Origin of the sequence: Streptomyces sp. NPDC058289 (assembly GCF_042880975.1) — a bacterium.
GTDB classification, from domain to species: Bacteria; Actinomycetota; Actinomycetes; order Streptomycetales; family Streptomycetaceae; genus Streptomyces; species Streptomyces stoeckheimensis.
This window is the reverse complement of the sequence record NZ_JBHVYI010000095.1, coordinates 15,971-31,211: the sequence shown is the minus strand read 5'-3', so window position 1 is coordinate 31,211 and position 15,241 is coordinate 15,971. Positions and strand designations below refer to the sequence as shown.

The 15,241-nt window shown below is 73.2% G+C and carries 13 protein-coding genes and 1 pseudogene; 9 read left to right on the top strand and 5 right to left on the bottom strand.

All coding sequences use genetic code 11. The annotated features are described in order from the left end of the window. Positions 1 to 219: 219 nt before the first annotated feature. A complete protein-coding gene (locus tag ACFVX6_RS33860; protein ID WP_389698032.1) occupies positions 220 to 681 on the top strand; it encodes a type II toxin-antitoxin system PemK/MazF family toxin in 462 nt (153 codons plus the stop codon). Between the two features lie 591 nt (positions 682 to 1,272). Further along, complete coding sequence (locus ACFVX6_RS33855) at positions 1,273 to 2,100, top strand: dienelactone hydrolase family protein (RefSeq protein ID WP_389698030.1); 828 nt, start codon at positions 1,273 to 1,275, stop codon at positions 2,098 to 2,100. Between the two features lie 8 nt (positions 2,101 to 2,108). On the opposite strand, the gene ACFVX6_RS33850 is transcribed toward ACFVX6_RS33855, so the two are convergent. Beyond that, positions 2,109 to 2,954, bottom strand: a complete 846-nt coding sequence (locus tag ACFVX6_RS33850) for a TIGR02452 family protein (RefSeq protein ID WP_389698028.1) — start codon at positions 2,952 to 2,954, stop codon at positions 2,109 to 2,111. A gap of 71 nt (positions 2,955 to 3,025) precedes the next feature. Here ACFVX6_RS33850 and egtA point away from each other — a divergent pair, with 71 nt between their 5' ends. The 4 genes from egtA to egtD are packed head-to-tail and all read left to right on the top strand — an operon-like array spanning position 3,026 to position 7,600. Then, positions 3,026 to 4,387 (top strand): ergothioneine biosynthesis glutamate--cysteine ligase EgtA, encoded by a 1,362-nt coding sequence (egtA, locus tag ACFVX6_RS33845; RefSeq protein WP_389698026.1) that lies wholly within the window; start codon positions 3,026 to 3,028, stop codon positions 4,385 to 4,387. After that, the gene (egtB, locus tag ACFVX6_RS33840; protein WP_389698024.1) at positions 4,384 to 5,718 is read left to right on the top strand and encodes an ergothioneine biosynthesis protein EgtB; all 1,335 of its coding nucleotides are present in this window, start codon (positions 4,384 to 4,386) and stop codon (positions 5,716 to 5,718) included. The genes egtA and egtB overlap by 4 nt, the downstream gene beginning before the upstream one ends. Next, complete coding sequence (gene egtC / locus ACFVX6_RS33835) at positions 5,718 to 6,551, top strand: ergothioneine biosynthesis protein EgtC (protein ID WP_389698022.1); 834 nt, start codon at positions 5,718 to 5,720, stop codon at positions 6,549 to 6,551. Before egtB ends, egtC begins: the two co-directional genes overlap by 1 nt. Beyond that, positions 6,548 to 7,600 (top strand): L-histidine N(alpha)-methyltransferase, encoded by a 1,053-nt coding sequence (gene egtD / locus ACFVX6_RS33830; RefSeq protein ID WP_389698020.1) that lies wholly within the window; start codon positions 6,548 to 6,550, stop codon positions 7,598 to 7,600. Before egtC ends, egtD begins: the two co-directional genes overlap by 4 nt. Positions 7,601 to 7,836: 236 nt before the next feature. On the opposite strand, the pseudogene ACFVX6_RS33825 reads toward egtD, so the two are convergent. The 3 genes and pseudogenes from ACFVX6_RS33825 to ACFVX6_RS33815 all read right to left on the bottom strand — a co-directional run. Then, positions 7,837 to 8,367 (bottom strand): annotated as a pseudogene (locus ACFVX6_RS33825) (lysophospholipid acyltransferase family protein); the annotation flags it as partial. After that, positions 8,364 to 9,179, bottom strand: coding sequence for a GNAT family N-acetyltransferase (locus ACFVX6_RS33820; protein ID WP_389698018.1), 816 nt, complete (start codon positions 9,177 to 9,179; stop codon positions 8,364 to 8,366). The gene ACFVX6_RS33820 and the pseudogene ACFVX6_RS33825, both read right to left, overlap by 4 nt. A gap of 206 nt (positions 9,180 to 9,385) precedes the next feature. Continuing rightward, positions 9,386 to 10,645, bottom strand: coding sequence for an extracellular solute-binding protein (locus ACFVX6_RS33815; RefSeq protein WP_389698016.1), 1,260 nt, complete (start codon positions 10,643 to 10,645; stop codon positions 9,386 to 9,388). A 166-nt stretch (positions 10,646 to 10,811) separates the two neighbouring features. Between ACFVX6_RS33815 and ACFVX6_RS33810 the strand changes: the two genes are divergently transcribed. Beyond that, positions 10,812 to 11,027 (top strand): dodecin, encoded by a 216-nt coding sequence (locus ACFVX6_RS33810; protein ID WP_389698014.1) that lies wholly within the window; start codon positions 10,812 to 10,814, stop codon positions 11,025 to 11,027. A 154-nt stretch (positions 11,028 to 11,181) separates the two neighbouring features. Here the strand turns inward: ACFVX6_RS33810 and ACFVX6_RS33805 are convergent, their stop codons facing one another. Further along, positions 11,182 to 11,676 (bottom strand): hypothetical protein, encoded by a 495-nt coding sequence (locus ACFVX6_RS33805; protein ID WP_383953491.1) that lies wholly within the window; start codon positions 11,674 to 11,676, stop codon positions 11,182 to 11,184. Positions 11,677 to 11,739: 63 nt separating this feature from the next. On the opposite strand from ACFVX6_RS33805, the gene ACFVX6_RS33800 reads away from it, so the two are divergent. Continuing rightward, positions 11,740 to 12,822 carry an LLM class flavin-dependent oxidoreductase gene (locus tag ACFVX6_RS33800; protein WP_389698012.1) on the top strand — a complete coding sequence of 361 codons (1,083 nt, stop codon included), beginning with the start codon at positions 11,740 to 11,742 and terminating at the stop codon, positions 12,820 to 12,822. A gap of 10 nt (positions 12,823 to 12,832) precedes the next feature. Next, the gene (locus ACFVX6_RS33795) at positions 12,833 to 15,232 is read left to right on the top strand and encodes an ABC transporter (protein ID WP_389698010.1); all 2,400 of its coding nucleotides are present in this window, start codon (positions 12,833 to 12,835) and stop codon (positions 15,230 to 15,232) included. The last annotated feature ends 9 nt before the right edge of the window (positions 15,233 to 15,241 follow it).

The following is a 15,241-nucleotide window of genomic DNA, read 5'->3' as shown; positions in this document are numbered from 1 at the left end:
CGTCAAGGGTGGCCGAAGGCCATCGCGTAGCGACGCGACGCAGGAGCGCCCTTGACGGACCGTCCCACCACGGAAGGACGCTCGACTGCCGGGACGCCGCCCGGCACCCCACGCAGCCACCGCCGGCCCGCAGCACACCCGACCCACCCACCCGCCGCCTCTCCGACCCACCGGCGCACGCACCCCCCGGGCACCCCCTCACCCGGTAACCTCGCCCGAATGACGGCACTTTCCCACCACAGCAATGGTCACGTCGAGCAACCGGGTCGCGACGGGGTCACCTCGACCGCCGAGGCCGATCCGCATGCCATCGGGCCGGTGCAGACCTCGTACGCCCCCGATCGCGACGGGGATCCCGATCCCGGCGAGATCGTGTGGACCTGGGTTCCGTACGAGGAGAACGACGGGCGCGGCAAGGACCGGCCGGTCCTGGTCGTGGCCCGGGAAGAGGGCGGCACGCTCCTGGCGGTGCAGTTGTCCAGCAAGCGGCACGACCACGACCGGGAGTGGGTCCCCATCGGGACCGGACCGTGGGACAGCGCGGGACGGGAGTCCTGGGTGGACGTGGACCGGGTGCTGCGCGTACACGAGGACGGCATGCGGCGTGAGGCCTGCGCACTGGACCTGGGCCGGTTCCAGCTCGTCGTGGACCGACTCCGCGAGCGGTACGGCTGGCGCTAACTGCGGCCTCGACCTGGACCAGAACCGGGCCTGCTCCTCGACCAGGGCCTGCCCCCAGACCAAGCCTGCTCCTAACCCGGGACCCGGCGGTCTGCTGCGCAGCGTCCACTCGGGCAAGTGCCTCGACGCCCCGGGCTGGGCCACCGCCAACGGCGCCCGGGTCGGACTGTGGGACTGCATGCCCACGGCCACCAACAGCACTGGCGAGGCGGACCGGCACAGGGCCCCAGGGCCCGGGGCGCTACGGCGAGCGGGTCTTCCGCCCCGAGGCCGGCGGCGAGGGGGCCCGGATCGACCTCGGCTCCCTCACCTACGACGCGCGGAAACCCGAAGCGCCCGAAGCCCCCGGCGCTCCAAAGCCCCATAGGCGTCCGCGGCAGTCGGGGTGTCCAGCCGGCTACTCCCGGGTAGGCCTGCTCCGTCCGGGTGTTGTACGGTCCCTCCCGTCAACGGAATGTCCGCGGAACGTCCGTGCAACGTCTGCGGAACGTCCGCGGAACGTCCGCGGATCGGCAACGGAACGCCCGCGGAAGGATGGTGCCGTGCGTCGTCCCACACGTGCGCCACGGTCGATGAGTGAGGCGGTCGTCCATGGCGGACCATGACCTGTCGGGTTTCGAGCGCGTGGCGTTCACCCACGGGGGCACCACGCGTCCCGTCCTGCGCCGCGGCAGCGGGCCCGCGGTGATCGTGATCGCGGAGATTCCCGGGATCACCCCGAAGGTGCTGGAGTTCGCCGAGCGGGTGGCCGCGCTCGGCTGCACCGCGGTGCTCCCGGTGCTCTTCGGCACGCCCGGCCACGACCCCCACCCCAAGGCCCACGGCCTGCTGCGCGGCGCGCTGTACACCGCGTCCAGCCTGTGGAACGTGTGCGTGAGCCGGGAGTTCACCGTCCTGGCCACCGGCCGGACTTCGCCCGTCGTGAACTGGCTGCGCGCGCTGTCCGCGGACGAGCACAAGCGCTGCGGCGGCCCGGGCGTGGGCGCCGTCGGCATGTGCCTGACCGGCGGCTTCGCCCTCGCCATGGCCGTCGACGAGCACCTCCTCGTGCCCGTCCTGTCGCAGCCGTCCCTCCCCCTGGGCATCACCGCCCGCCGGCGGGACGGCATCGACATCTCCCCCGAGGACCTCGCCACCGTCCGGGGACGCTGCGAGCGCGAGGGCCTGCAGGTGCTGGGGCTGCGCTTCAAGAGCGACCGGCTCACGCCCGGGGCCCGTTTCGCGTTCCTGCGCCGCGAGCTCGGTGACGCCTTCATCGCCGTCGAGCTGGAGGACGAGGACGCCAACCCCGAAGCCGTGATGCCGCCGCACTCCGTCCTCACCGAGCACCTCGTCGACCGGCCCGGGCAGCCCACCCGCGCGGCGCTGGACCAGGTGCTCGACCTCTTGCGGACCCGCCTGCTCCCGAACGCGACCTAGCCCTACGCCTACCCCTGCCCCACCCCCGCCAGCACCCGCTCGAACGTCTCCCGCGTCTCCGACTTCCGGTCGAGCACGCCGAACACCACCCGTTCGAACACACCGGCGAACCGTCCCGCCAGCAGCCCGCGGAAGGCCTCCGCCACCTGGGCAGGGTCGTTCTGGAAGACCCCGCACCCCCAGGCCCCCAGCACCAGCCCCCGGTACCCGTGCAGCGCGGCCACTTCCAGGACCATCTCCGCGCGGCGCGCGAGGGCGGCGGGGATCTCCGGCACGCGGTCCGGCTCCTGGCGGCGGATGGTGCCCGCGTTCGGGGCCGGTGAGGTGAGGAATCCGGCCCGGAAGGGGGTGTCCAGCAGGTTGCCCCTGTCGTCGCGGAAGACGGGCACCCCGGGGGAGTGAATCACCCGGTCGGTGTAGAAGGTGCTGACCTCGGCGCGGTGGACCTCGTAGTACTCCGGGGCCTCCAGGAGGGTCTCGTACAACGCCGAGGCGCGACAGAGAGCCTCCTCCTGAGCCTTGGCGCCGCGGACGTAGCCGCCCCCGGGATTCCGGGCCGAAGCGAAGTTCAGGACGGCCACGGAAACGGTCCCGGGGCGTTCCCCGTACTCGCCGGCGAGCCTGCGGGCGGCGACCGTGCTGCTCTCGCCGGTGACCTCGATGGAGGTCCGGCGGGCGTCCCGGCCGTCCGGCTCGCCTGGAATGACCCGGTTTGGGCCATATATTCTGGTTCCTGCCTTGGCCTCCGCCACGGCGGCGGCAAGCGAGACCTGCCGTCCCGACCGCGTTCGGTATCCGCCGGCCGCCACGATCTCCGCATTCTCCCGCGCGATCTCGCGCAATCTGCCGCTCATGCGGTGATCTTCGGCGCTCCGGCACGGCGCCGCAATGGATTTGTGCCCCAAAGGACGGGTAGGCACGGGTGATGTCACAGCCGACGACAGGAGACGAGGGCCCCGTCATGCCCCAGGACTCACTCACCCGACTGACCGAAGCCACCGCCGAGGAGCTGATCCACGGCATCTGTTTCAAGACCGGCCCGCCCCGCCTGCTGGGCGCGGAGCTCGAATGGCTGGTGGTCGACGCGGAGCGACCCGACCGGCCCGTCTCCCACGACCGCCTGGCCGCCGCGCACGACGCGGCCCGCGCCCTCCCCCTCGGTTCCGGCGTCACCGTCGAGCCCGGCGGCCAGCTGGAGCTCAGCTCGGCCCCCGCCACCTCCCTGACCGGCTGCGTCGACGGCCTCCAAGCCGATCTGGCCGCCGTCCGGGGCGCCTTGCGCACCCAGGGGCTGGAGCTGCGCGGACTCGGCCAGGACCCGCGCCGGCCGCTGCGACGGATGCTGGCCAGTCCGCGGTACGACGCCATGGAGACCTACTTCGACCGCACCGGGCCGGCCGGGCGCGCCATGATGTGCGCCTCGGCCTCCGTCCAGGTCTGCGTGGACGCCGGTCACGAGGAGCCCGGCCCGCTGGGCCACGGCAGGCGCTGGCGCCTGGCCCACCTCCTCGGTGCGGTACTGGTCGCCGCCTTCGCCAACTCCCCCGCGCACGAAGGCCCGTACGCCGGCTGGCGGTGTGCCCGCCAGGGGGTCTGGAGCGACCTCGACACCCGGCGCTCCCTCGCCCCGGCGCTGGAGGCGGAGCCGCGCGGTGCGTGGACCCGGCAGGCGCTGGACACCGAGGTGATGTGCGTGCGGACGGACGAGGAGGGCGCGCCTTGGGCGGTACCGCGCGGGCTGACCTTCCGTGACTGGCTGCGCTCCGGCGGCGGCCACCGGCCGCCGACCGCCGCCGATCTGGACTACCACCTGACCACCCTCTTCCCGCCGGTACGGCCCCGGGGTCATCTGGAGCTGCGGATGATCGACGCCCAGCCCGGCGAGGACGGCTGGCTGGTGCCGGTGGCGGTCGTGCACGCGCTGTTCGACGACCCGGAGGCCGCGGAGACCGCGTACCGGGTGGCGAAGGGGCTGGCCGACTCCTACGGCGCCCAGCCCGCGCCGCGCAATCCGCTGTGGCGGGCCGCCGCCCGCGACGCGCTGTCCGATCCGGAGCTGCGGTCCGCAGCCCGCGCCTGCTTCCGGGCCGCGGTCTCGGCGCTGCCCCGGCTGGGAGCCGGCGGCCACGTCATCGACACCGTCGGCGAGTTCACCGAGCGCTACGTGTCCCGCGGCCGCTGCCCGGCCGACGACCGGACCGACCCGCAGCAGCCGCATGCCCGGGCCCCGGAACGCCCGCACCCGCGAACCCGACCGCAGCCGACCGGCGAGGAGGCACGCTCATGACCACCGAACCGGAGCTCCTGCGCGAGCGGGCCGCCGCCGCCCTGACCGCGGCGCGCGTCCGCACGGCCGGACTCACCGACGCCGTGCCCGAAGCGGAACTGACCGCCCAGCACTCCCCCTTGATGTCCCCGCTGGTCTGGGACCTCGCGCACATCGGGAACATGGAGGAGCTCTGGCTCCTGCGCAACGTGGCGGGCCGCGAATCCATGCACCCCGAGATAGACCCGCTCTACGACGCGTTCGAGCATCCCCGTGCCGAGCGCCCGAAGTTGCCGCTGCTGAGCCCGGACGAGGCCCGCCGGTACGCCGCCGAAGTGCGCGGCCGGGTCTTCGACCTGCTCGACCGCACCCCCCTGGAAGGCACGGCCCTGCTGGACGGCGGCTACGTCTTCGGGATGATCGCCCAGCACGAACAGCAGCACGACGAGACGATGCTGATCACCCATCAACTGCGCCAGGGCGCGCCGGTACTGACGGCGCCCGACCCGGATCCTCCGCAGGGACCTCCGCCGGCGGCGACCGAAGTACTCATACCCGCGGGCCCGTTCACGATGGGCACCTCCGCGGAGCCCTGGTCGCTGGACAACGAGCGGCCCGCGCACCAGCGCGAGGTCGAGGCGTTCTGGATCGACACCGTTCCGGTGACCAATGCCGCCTACCAGGAGTTCATGGCGGACGGCGGGTACCACGAGGAGCGGTGGTGGGAGGCGCCCGGCTGGTCGGAGATCCGCCGGCACGGGATCGAGGCCCCGCTGTTCTGGCACCGCGAGGGCGGCACCTGGCTGCGCCGCCGCTTCGGGGTCACCGAGCCGGTGCCCGGGGACGAGCCGGTGCTGCACGTGAGCTGGTACGAGGCCGACGCGTACGCCCGCTGGGCGGGGCGGCGGCTGCCCACCGAGGCGGAGTGGGAGAAGGCCGCCCGCCACGATCCGGCGGCCGGGCGCTCCACCCGCTACCCGTGGGGCGACGCGGACCCGACGCCCGCGCACGCCAATCTCGGCCAGCGCCACCTGCGGCCGGCCGCAGCGGGCGCCTATCCGGCCGGGGCCTCCCCGCTCGGGGTGCGCCAGCTCATCGGCGACGTGTGGGAGTGGACGGCTTCGGACTTCCTCCCCTACCCCGGCTTCCGGGCGTTCCCCTACCGCGAGTACTCGGAGGTGTTCTTCGGCCCCGAGCACAAGGTGCTGCGCGGCGGCTCCTTCGCCGTGGACGCCGTGGCCTGCCGGGGCACCTTCCGCAACTGGGACCTGCCGGTGCGCCGGCAGATCTTCTCCGGGTTCCGGACCGCGCGCGGCGCCGCACCTGCGGGCTCCGCCACCGGGCAGGCCTGATGTGCCGTCACCTCGCCTACCTCGGGGCGCCCGTGAGCCTCGGCCGGGTGCTGAGCGAGCCCGAGCACTCGTTGGTCCGCCAGTCGTGGGAGCCGCGCCGCCAGCGTTCCGGCACGGTCAACGCCGACGGCTTCGGCGTCGGCTGGTACGCGGAGGGGGACCCGGTGCCCGCCCGCTACCGCCGGGCCGGGCCGATCTGGGGCGACCTGACCTTCAGCGACCTCGCCCGGGTGGTCCGCAGCGGGGCCGTACTGGCCGCCGTACGGGACGCCACGCGTCCGGGGGCGGACGGGGAGGCGGCGGCCGCGCCCTTCGCGGAGGGGCATTGGCTGTTCAGCCACAACGGCTCGCTGCGGGACTGGCCGGACGCCGCGGCCCCCGTCGCTGCGGGCCTGCCGCCCCAGGAGCTGCTGTCGCTGGCCGCCCGGACGGACTCGGCTCTGATCTGGGCGCTGGTCCTGCACCGGCTGCGGACGGACCCGGACCTCGGTGCGGCGCTGGCCGGGACGGTACGGGAGCTGGTCGAGGCCGCGCCCGGATCCCGGCTGAACCTCCTGCTGACCGACGGCCGGGCCATCGCGGCGACGGCCTGGGGGGATTCCCTGTGGTACCTGGCCGACGCCGCGGCGCAGCGCACGGTGGTGGCCTCGGAGCCCTACGACGACGATCCGCGCTGGTGCGAGGTCCCCGACCGGACCCTGCTGACCGCCACCCGCACCCGGGTCGCCCTCGTCTCCCTGAAGGAGCCCCCCACCGGCACACCACACACACCGCACGCACACCACGCACCGCACGCAGCGCACGCACCGCAGCAAGGAGACGAAGGCAAGTGAACGACTTCCAGCTGACCCGCACCCTCGACGAGCACGCCGCCGAGACGGCGCTGCGTACGGATGTGCACGACGGGCTGACCCGGTCCCCCAAATCGCTGCCGCCCAAATGGTTCTACGATGCCCGGGGCAGCGAACTCTTCGAGGAGATCACCCGGTTGCCCGAGTACTACCCGACGCGCGCCGAGCGGGAGATCCTGCTCGAACGGGCCCGGGAGATCGCCTCGGTGAGCGGGGCCCGCACCTTGGTGGAGCTCGGTTCCGGCTCCTCGGAGAAGACCCGGCACCTGATCGAGGCACTGCCCGCACTGGACACGTACATACCGGTGGACGTGAGCGAGAGCGCGCTGACCGGGGCGGCGAAGGTCCTGCTGGAGGAGCATCCGGGGCTGCGCGTCCACGCGTTGCTGGCCGACTTCACGCGCGCGCTGCGGTTGCCGGACTCCCCCGGACCCCGGCTGGTGGTGTTCCTGGGCGGCACGATCGGGAACCTGCTGCCGCCGGAGCGAGCCGTGTTCCTGGCGGACGTACGGGCGATGCTGTCGCCCGGGGACGCGCTACTGATGGGGACGGACCTGGTGAAGGACCCGGCCGTCCTGGTGTCGGCGTACGACGATGCGCAGGGGGTGACGGCCGAGTTCAACGGGAACGTGCTGTCCGTGGTGAACCGGGAGTTGGGCGCGGATTTCCACACCGCCGACTTCGCGCACGTGGCGGTGTGGAATCGGGAGCACGAGTGGATCGAGATGCGGCTGCGGGCCCGCAGGCAGTTGGTGGTGAAGGTCCGGGCGCTGGATCTGGAGGTGCCCTTCGAGGCGGGTGAGGAGATCCTGACGGAGATCTCGGCGAAGTTCCGTCAGGACGGTGTTCGTAAGGAACTCGCCTCCGCCGGACTCGAGTTGACCCACTGGTGGACGGACGCCGCGGGTCGCTTCGCCCTGTCGCTGTCGGTGGCGGACGGCATCGGCACCGACGGCTGGGAGGGCACGCCGGACAGCAGCGGCGCCGCCGGTCGTGACACGGGTACCGGTTCGGCGAGCACGGCGGCCTGAGCCGCGGCCGCGAGGTCCCGCCGGTGCGCGTACCGGCCCGGCGGGATCCGCGGCAGCAGCCGGACCTCCGCGCGCACCCCGCGGGCCCGCGCGATCCGCCACAGCGAGGCGGTCAGCGGGTCGTCCCCGACGAAGGCGGGCGCCCCGGCCGGCCCCCCGTCATCGAGCAGGTAGTTGATCCGTACGGGCTGTACGGGCACCCGCGCGTCCAGCGCGGCCTGGAACGCGGCCCGGCGAAAGGGGCCTTGGGCGCGCCCGCACCAGGTGGAGCCCTCGGGGTAGACGGTGACGCGGTCACCGGCGAGCAGGGCCCGGGTGAGGAGGGCGACGGTGGCGGGCAGGCTGCGGAGCCGGTCGCGTTCGATGTAGAGGGTGCCGGCCTGCCGGGAGAGCGGTCCGAGGACCGGCCAGCTGCGGATGTCGCTCTTGGCCAGCATCCGGGAGGGCAGGACGGCGGCGACGAGCGGGATGTCCAGCCAGGAGATGTGGTTGGCGACGATCAGCCGGCCACCGTCGGGGCCGGGTGTCCCGTGCACGGTGATCCGCAGGCCGAAGGCGCCCAGCAGGGCGGCCGCCCAGGCCCGTACCAGCAGGTGGCGGGCCCGCTCCGGCAGCAGCCGCAGCGGCAGGGTTCCCAGGATCCCGAGCAGGACCAGGGCGATGGCGGCGGCGAGCCGCAGGACCGCGCGCGGCACGCTCGCGGTGCGTCCCTCGTGGCCGGCGCAGTCCGCGGGAGTACAGGGCGAGGTCGGGAGCCAGGCGCTCATGCTGACGGGGCGAGCGACAGGAAGTGCTTGAGGTAGCGGGGGTTGGTGCGCCGCAGGGAGAGCAGGACGTACAGGTCGGCGCAGCCGAACTCGGCGTCCAGGGCGGGCTCGCCGCAGACCCAGGCGCCCAGGCGAAGGTAGCCGCGCAGCAGCGGGGGTAGTTCCATCCGGCCGGGGAAGTCGATGCCTTCGGGGTTCCAGGGGAGGTGCGGGGTGACCCGGTACTCGACGGGGGCGAGGCTGCGGGTGAGGACGTTCTCCCGGGTGGCGGCGGCCAGCACCCCGCCGTCGGAGAGCGGTATGGAGCAGCAGCCGGCGAGCCAGTTGTGCCCGGAGCTGTCCATGTAGCGGGCGAGGCCGGCCCAGATGAGGGCGATGACGGCGCCGTTGCGGTGGTCGGGGTGGACGCAGGAGCGGCCCACCTCGACCAGGTCGGGGCGGATCGGGGCGAGGGCGGAGAGGTCGAACTCGCCCTCCGAGTAGAGGCGTCCGGCCACGGCGGCGCGTTCGGGGGGCAGCAGCCGGTAGGTGCCGACGACCTGCTCGGTCCCCTCGTCCACGACGAGGAGGTGGTCGCAGTAGGCGTCGAAGGGGTCGGAGTCCAGGCCCGGCTCCGGGCCGTCGAGACGGGCGCCGAGCTCGCCGGCGAAGACCTGGTGGCGCAGCCGCTGTGCGGCGCGCACCTCGTCCTCGTCACGGGCGAGGCGGACGGCGTAGTGGGGTGCGGGGGTGTCCACCGTGCGCCGGGCGGGCGCGGGAGCGGGGAGGAGGGTGGGGGGCACGGCGGACGGGGACAGGGGGGCGATGGTCATGACGGCTCCTGGTCCGGCACGGGAAGCCAGGCCGGCAGGTGCGTGGCCTGGCTTCTTTACTTCTTCCGTGACCGGCTGGATTCGACATGGCCGCTTCGCGGCCCTTGGATGTGCGGACGCTGAACTTGGCGGGCGGCCCCCTCCGGGAGCCTCTCGCGCCCCTCTCGCCCCTCCCCACCGTTCCCCCGCCCCCGCCCGCCCCGGGGTCAGCGGTCGGAGCTGAGGACCTTGCTGATGGTGTCGGAGGCCGCCTTCGCCGCCGTCTCGGGGTCCTGGCCGGTGAGCACGGCCGTCATGAACGGCTTGATCGGGTTCTGGGCCTCCACCTCGGCCCAGCGGGGGGACTGCGGGGTGGCGCGGCCCTGGGCTGCACCGGGGGCCATCGCCGTGGCGCCGTCGTTGCCCGCGACCACGTGCGCGAGGGTGGTCTTGTTGGGTACGTAGCTCATCGTGCGGGCGAGCTCGGACTGCCACTTCTCGCTGACCAGGGCCGTGATCACGTCGACGGCGTGCTTACGCTGCTTCGTCTTCTCGGGGATGATCAGGTCCGAGCCGCCGGTGAAGACCGAGCCCACCTTCTCGGCGGTCTTGCCGGGGATCGGGAAGAAGCCGAGCTTGCCCTTGAGCTCCGGGTTCGCGGCCTCGATGGCGGCGGCCTGGCCGGGCGGGGCGATGATCTGGGCGATTCCGCCGCGGGCGAAGACGTCGGACTGCGGGGGCGTCTCCTCGTCGGCGTCCTTGGGGCCGTCGCCGAGGGCCTGGAGCTGCTTGTAGAACTCCATGCCCGCCAGGGCCTTCTGCTCGTCGAGGGTGCCGAGCCACTGGCCGCTGCTCTCGACGGCGAGCTCGCCGCCCTCGTCCCAGACGAACCCGGCGAGGACGTACCAGTTCTGCCCGGCGAGGTAGATCCCCTGCTGGGTGCCCTTGTCGAGCTTCTGCGTGGCCTGAATCCATTCCTGGCGGGTCTTGATCGGCGCCTTGACCCCGGCGTTCGCGAAGAGGTCCTTGTTGTAGATCACCACGCGGTTGGCGGCGTACCACGGGACGCCGAACTGGGCGCCGTTGACCTTTCCCGGTTCGGAGAGACCTTTCAGCCAGTCCTTGCCGTCCCACTCGCGCAGGGCTTCCAGGGTGAGCTCGGAGACGCCGCCGCCCTCGACGTACTGGGCGACCTGGGTGTTGCCGACCTCGATGACGTCGGCGCTCTCCTCGCTCCGGCCGGACAGGACGGCGTTGACCTTGTCGCCGATGCCCTTCCACTCCTGGATCTTCACTTCGAGGTCCACGCCCGGGTGTTCCTTCTCGAAGCTGCTGGTGAACTGGCCTATGAACTCCTCGGAGGCGCTGCCCTTCATCAGCCAGAGCGTCACCTTCTGCGTACCTCCGCCCGACCCGGCGAGGCTGCAGCCGGTGAGAGCGGTCGCGGCCGCGAGAGCGGTGGACACGGCAAGGAAGCGCATCTTCACGAAGGTCACCTTCTGGGGGATGGATCGCAGATGGCTTGAAATTGGCATAGACCAATGGGTGGGTCAAGGGGGTATCGCTATGGATTGTTCACGCAAAGTTCGCGGACCAGGACTTACTGGGGCACCGTAGAACAAGGCAACAGCCACCCAGTGTCGGGAGACCCCCATGTCCAATCACACGTACCGGGTGACCGAGATCGTGGGCACGTCCCACGAGGGCATCGACCAGGCCATCCGCAACGGCATCGCCCGCGCGGGCGAAACGCTCCACAATCTCGATTGGCTCGAAGTCGTTCAGATCAGAGGGCACATCGAGAACGGCGAGATCGCGCACTACCAGGTGGGGATCAAGGTCGGTTTCCGTCTCGACAGCGAAGCCTGAGGCCCTGGCCCTCGGGGCTCCCCGGGGTTCCGCGTGCTCCCGGGGCCCTCGGGCCCACACCCGTGGTTCCCCGGGCCCACCCCAGGCCCCGGGCCCACCCCAGGACCCCGGGCCCACCCGGCCGCCCGAGGGGCGCCGGGGCACGGAAGCGCCCTCAGGTGCGGCCCTCGCCCTCCTGCGCGTCCTTGAGCTCCGGCGCGTCCGCCGCCCAGTCCGCCAGGACCACGCGGAAGCCCTCCGCGCGCGCCGCCCGGCACACCAGCTCGTCGTCGTCCACCAGCATCCGCACCTCGCGGCCCCGCGAGATGCGCCGGAGGACCTCGAGCTTTGTCGTCCGGGCGGGCCGCCGGTCCTGGTTCCCGCGCATCCACAGCCGCCCCTCGGGCAGCCCGTTCCGCGCGAGCCAGTCCTCCGTGTCCGCGCGGCACCGCTCCGGGCGGCCGGTGAGGTACGTGACCTCGCAGTCGGCCGCGCTCTCCACCGCGAGCGCGATCCCGCGGGCGAGGGGCGGATCGGCCGGGGCCGCGCCGAAGAACCCGCTCCAGTCGCGCGGCCGGCGCTCCAGGAAGTGCTGGCGGTGGGCGGTGTCGGCCAGGGTGTTGTCGATGTCGAAGACGGCCAGGGGCCTTCGGTTCTGAGTCTCGGTCACCCCGCCAGCCTAAGCAGCGTCGGCTTCGGGGAATCCTGACGCCCTCCGCGCGTTGACCCCAGTGTGATCCGCACACTCTCGATACTCGACCGGTCCCGCACCCGGGAGGGGCACCCCGCCGCGCAGGCCCTGCGCGACACGGTGGAGCTCGCGCGCACCGCCGAGCGGCTCGGGTACCACAGGTTCCTGGTCTCCGAGCACCACAGCGTGCCCGGGGTCGCCGGATCCGCGCCCACGGTGCTCGCCGCCGCCGTGGCCGGGGCGACCTCCCGGATCCGCGTCGGCACCGGCGGCGTGATGCTGCCCAACCACCAGCCCCTGATCGTCGCCGAGCAGTTCGGGGTCCTGGAGTCGCTGTTCCCCGGCCGGATCGACATGGGCCTCGGCCGCTCGGTGGGCTTCACCGGCGGGATCCGCCGCGCGCTCGGGCGGGACACCGCCGACGCCGACCGGTTCGAGGAGCAGCTCGCGGAGCTGCTGGGCTGGCTCGACGGCTCCCAGCGGGCACACCCCGACGTGCACGCCCGCCCGGCGGAGGGGCTGCGGATCCCGGCGTACGTGCTGGCCACCGGCGAGGGGGCGGGCATCGCGGCCCGCGCCGGGCTGCCCCTGGTCGTGGGTGACCTGCGGTCCCGGGCCCGGGTCGCGGAGATCATCATGGCGTACCGCGAGGAGTTCCGGCCCTCTCCCTGGGGCGCGCGGCCGTACGTCGTGGCCTCCGGGACGGTCGCGGTGGCCGCCACCACCGAGGCCGCCCGGCGGATCCTGGTGCCGGAGGCCTGGGCCGTCGCGTACTCGCGGACCCGGGGCAGCTTCCCGCCGCTCCGTCCGGCCGAGGAGGTGGAGGCCCTCCCGATGAGCCCCAAGGAGCGGGAGCTGTACGAGGGCGCCCTCGCCGGACACATCCACGGCACGGAGGAGCAGGTCGCGGCGGAGCTGTCCGCGGTCGCGGAGCTGACCGGGGCGGACGAGCTGCTGGTCACCACGTCCACGTACGACCGGACGGCGCTACTGGACTCCTTCGCGCGGCTCGCCCGGCTCACGGGCCTCACGGAGACCGCGGACGGGCACCCGGACGGGCGCGCCGACGGGCGCGCGAACGGGCCCGCGGACCCTGTTGGGCAGTCCGCCGGCCCCGGACACTAAACTAGGACGAATGCACCAGCCCGCCACCCCGCACGCCCACGATCCCTACGTCCGCGTCCGCGGCGCCCGGGAGCACAATCTGCGCGGGGTCGACGTGGACATTCCGCGTGACGCGCTGACCGTGTTCACCGGGGTCTCCGGCTCCGGGAAGAGCTCGCTGGCCTTCGGCACGCTCTTCGCCGAGGCCCAGCGCCGGTACTTCGAGTCCGTGGCCCCGTACGCCCGCCGGCTGATCCACCAGATCGGCGCGCCGAAGGTCGACTCCGTCACCGGGCTCCCGCCGGCCGTCTCGCTGGAGCAGCGGCGCTCCTCCCCCGGGTCCCGGTCCTCGGTCGGCACGGTGACCACGCTGTCCAACTCGCTGCGGATGCTGTACTCGCGGGCGGGTTCCTACCCGCCCGGTGCCGAGCGTCTGGACTCCGACGCCTTCTCCCCCAACACCGCGGCCGGCGCCTGCCCTTCCTGTCACGGTCTCGGCCGCGTGCACCGCACGAGCGAGGAGCTGCTGGTACCCGACGCGGGCCTGTCGATCCGTCAGGGTGCCATCGCCGCCTGGCCGGGTGCCTGGCAAGGCAAGAACCTGCGCGACATCCTGGAGGCCCTCGGCCACGACGTGGACGCACCCTGGCGGGAGCTTGCGGCGGCGGACCGCGAGTGGATCCTGTTCACCGAGGAGCAGCCGGTGGTGACGGTGCATCCGGTGCGGGAGGCCGACCGGATCCAACGCTCCTACCAAGGCACGTACATGAGCGCCCACCGGTACGTGATGCGGACCTTCTCCGACAGCAAGAGCCTCACCCTGCGGGCCCGTGCCGAGAAGTTCCTGACCGATGCGCCGTGTCCGGTGTGCGAGGGCAGGCGGCTGCGCCCGGAGGCCCTGGCCGTGACCTTCGCGGGCCGCACCATCGCGGAGACCTCGGCGCTGGCGCTGACGGAGCTGGACGGGGTACTGGCCACCGCGCGCGGCGGCGGCGAAGCGTCCCGGGTGCTCACAGAGGACCTGCGCTCGCGGATCGGCCCGGTCACCGAGCTGGGCCTGGGCTACCTGAGCCTGGACCGCGCCGCCCCGACCCTGTCGGCGGGAGAGCTGCAACGACTGCGGCTGGCCACGCAGTTGCGTTCGGGACTGTTCGGGGTGGTGTACGTACTGGACGAGCCGTCGGCGGGGCTGCACCCGGCCGACACGGAGGCGTTGCTCGGCGTCCTGGACCGGCTCAAGGAGGCCGGGAACACGGTGTTCGTGGTGGAGCACGACCTTGCTGTGGTGCGGCACGCGGACTGGCTGGTGGACGTCGGCCCGCTCGCCGGGGAGCACGGCGGGCAGGTGCTGCACAGCGGTCCCCCGGAGGCTCTGGCGGCGGTGGCGGACTCGGCGACGGCCCCGTACCTGTTCGGGACCCGGCGGCCGGACGAGTGGCGCTCGGGGGCCGCGCGGAAGGCGACCGGGTCCGTACGGCTCAGCGGTGTCGACCGGCACAACTTGCGGGACGTGGCGGCGGAGTTCCCGCTCGGGGTGTTCACGGCGGTGACCGGGGTGTCGGGGTCCGGGAAGTCCACGCTGGTGGGCCAGGCCCTCGCTCGGGAGGTACACGAGCGACTGGCGGAGCCGGAGTTCCCGGTACGGCGCCTCGTGGAGGTGGACCAGAAGCCGATCGGCCGGACCCCGCGCTCCAACCTGGCCACGTACACGGGGCTGTTCGACGTGGTGCGCCGGCTCTTCACGGCGGCGCCCGAATCGAAGGCGCGGGGCTGGAAGGCGGGCCGCTTCTCCTTCAACGTGCCGGGCGGGCGGTGCGAGTCCTGCCAGGGCGAGGGCTTCGTCTCGGTGGAGCTGCTGTTCCTGCCCAGTACCTACGCCCCGTGCCCGGAGTGCGCGGGAGCCCGGTACAACTCCGAGACCCTGGAGGTCCGTTACTCGGGGTTGAACATCGCGGAGGTGCTCGCCCTGACGGTGGAGTCGGCGGCCTCCTTCTTCGCCGGGGTCCCGGCGGCGGCCCGCAGCCTCGGCGCCCTGTCGGACATCGGTCTGGGGTACCTGCGGCTCGGCCAGCCCGCCACGGAGCTGTCGGGCGGCGAGGCCCAGCGCATCAAACTGGCGACGGAGCTCCAGCGCGTGCGCCGCGACCACACGCTGTACCTGCTGGACGAGCCGACGACGGGGCTCCATCCGGCCGATGTCACGGTGCTGCTGCGGCAGTTGCACGGCCTGGTGGACGCCGGGCATTCGGTGGTGGTCGTGGAGCACGACATGGCGGTGGTGGCGGGCGCCGACTGGGTCATCGACCTGGGACCGGGCGGCGGCGCGGACGGCGGCCGGGTGGTGGCCGCGGGCACCCCTGCCGAGGTGGCCCGCGCCGCGGGCAGCCGTACAGCGGCCTATCTGGCGCGGGCCCTCGCTGCGGGCCGGTAGTCGGGCAGG

What these genes read in the sequence shown, in the direction of transcription:
- ACFVX6_RS33860 (WP_389698032.1), top strand. Translation starts at nt 220, where the DNA reads ATGACGGCACTTTCCCACCACAGCAATGGTCACGTCGAGCAACCGGGT.
- ACFVX6_RS33855 (WP_389698030.1), top strand. Translation starts at nt 1,273, where the DNA reads ATGGCGGACCATGACCTGTCGGGTTTCGAGCGCGTGGCGTTCACCCAC.
- ACFVX6_RS33850 (WP_389698028.1), bottom strand. Translation starts at nt 2,954, where the DNA reads ATGAGCGGCAGATTGCGCGAGATCGCGCGGGAGAATGCGGAGATCGTG.
- egtA (WP_389698026.1), top strand. Translation starts at nt 3,026, where the DNA reads ATGTCACAGCCGACGACAGGAGACGAGGGCCCCGTCATGCCCCAGGAC.
- egtB (WP_389698024.1), top strand. Translation starts at nt 4,384, where the DNA reads ATGACCACCGAACCGGAGCTCCTGCGCGAGCGGGCCGCCGCCGCCCTG.
- egtC (WP_389698022.1), top strand. Translation starts at nt 5,718, where the DNA reads ATGTGCCGTCACCTCGCCTACCTCGGGGCGCCCGTGAGCCTCGGCCGG.
- ACFVX6_RS33820 (WP_389698018.1), bottom strand. Translation starts at nt 9,179, where the DNA reads ATGACCATCGCCCCCCTGTCCCCGTCCGCCGTGCCCCCCACCCTCCTC.
- ACFVX6_RS33810 (WP_389698014.1), top strand. Translation starts at nt 10,812, where the DNA reads ATGTCCAATCACACGTACCGGGTGACCGAGATCGTGGGCACGTCCCAC.
- ACFVX6_RS33795 (WP_389698010.1), top strand. Translation starts at nt 12,833, where the DNA reads ATGCACCAGCCCGCCACCCCGCACGCCCACGATCCCTACGTCCGCGTC.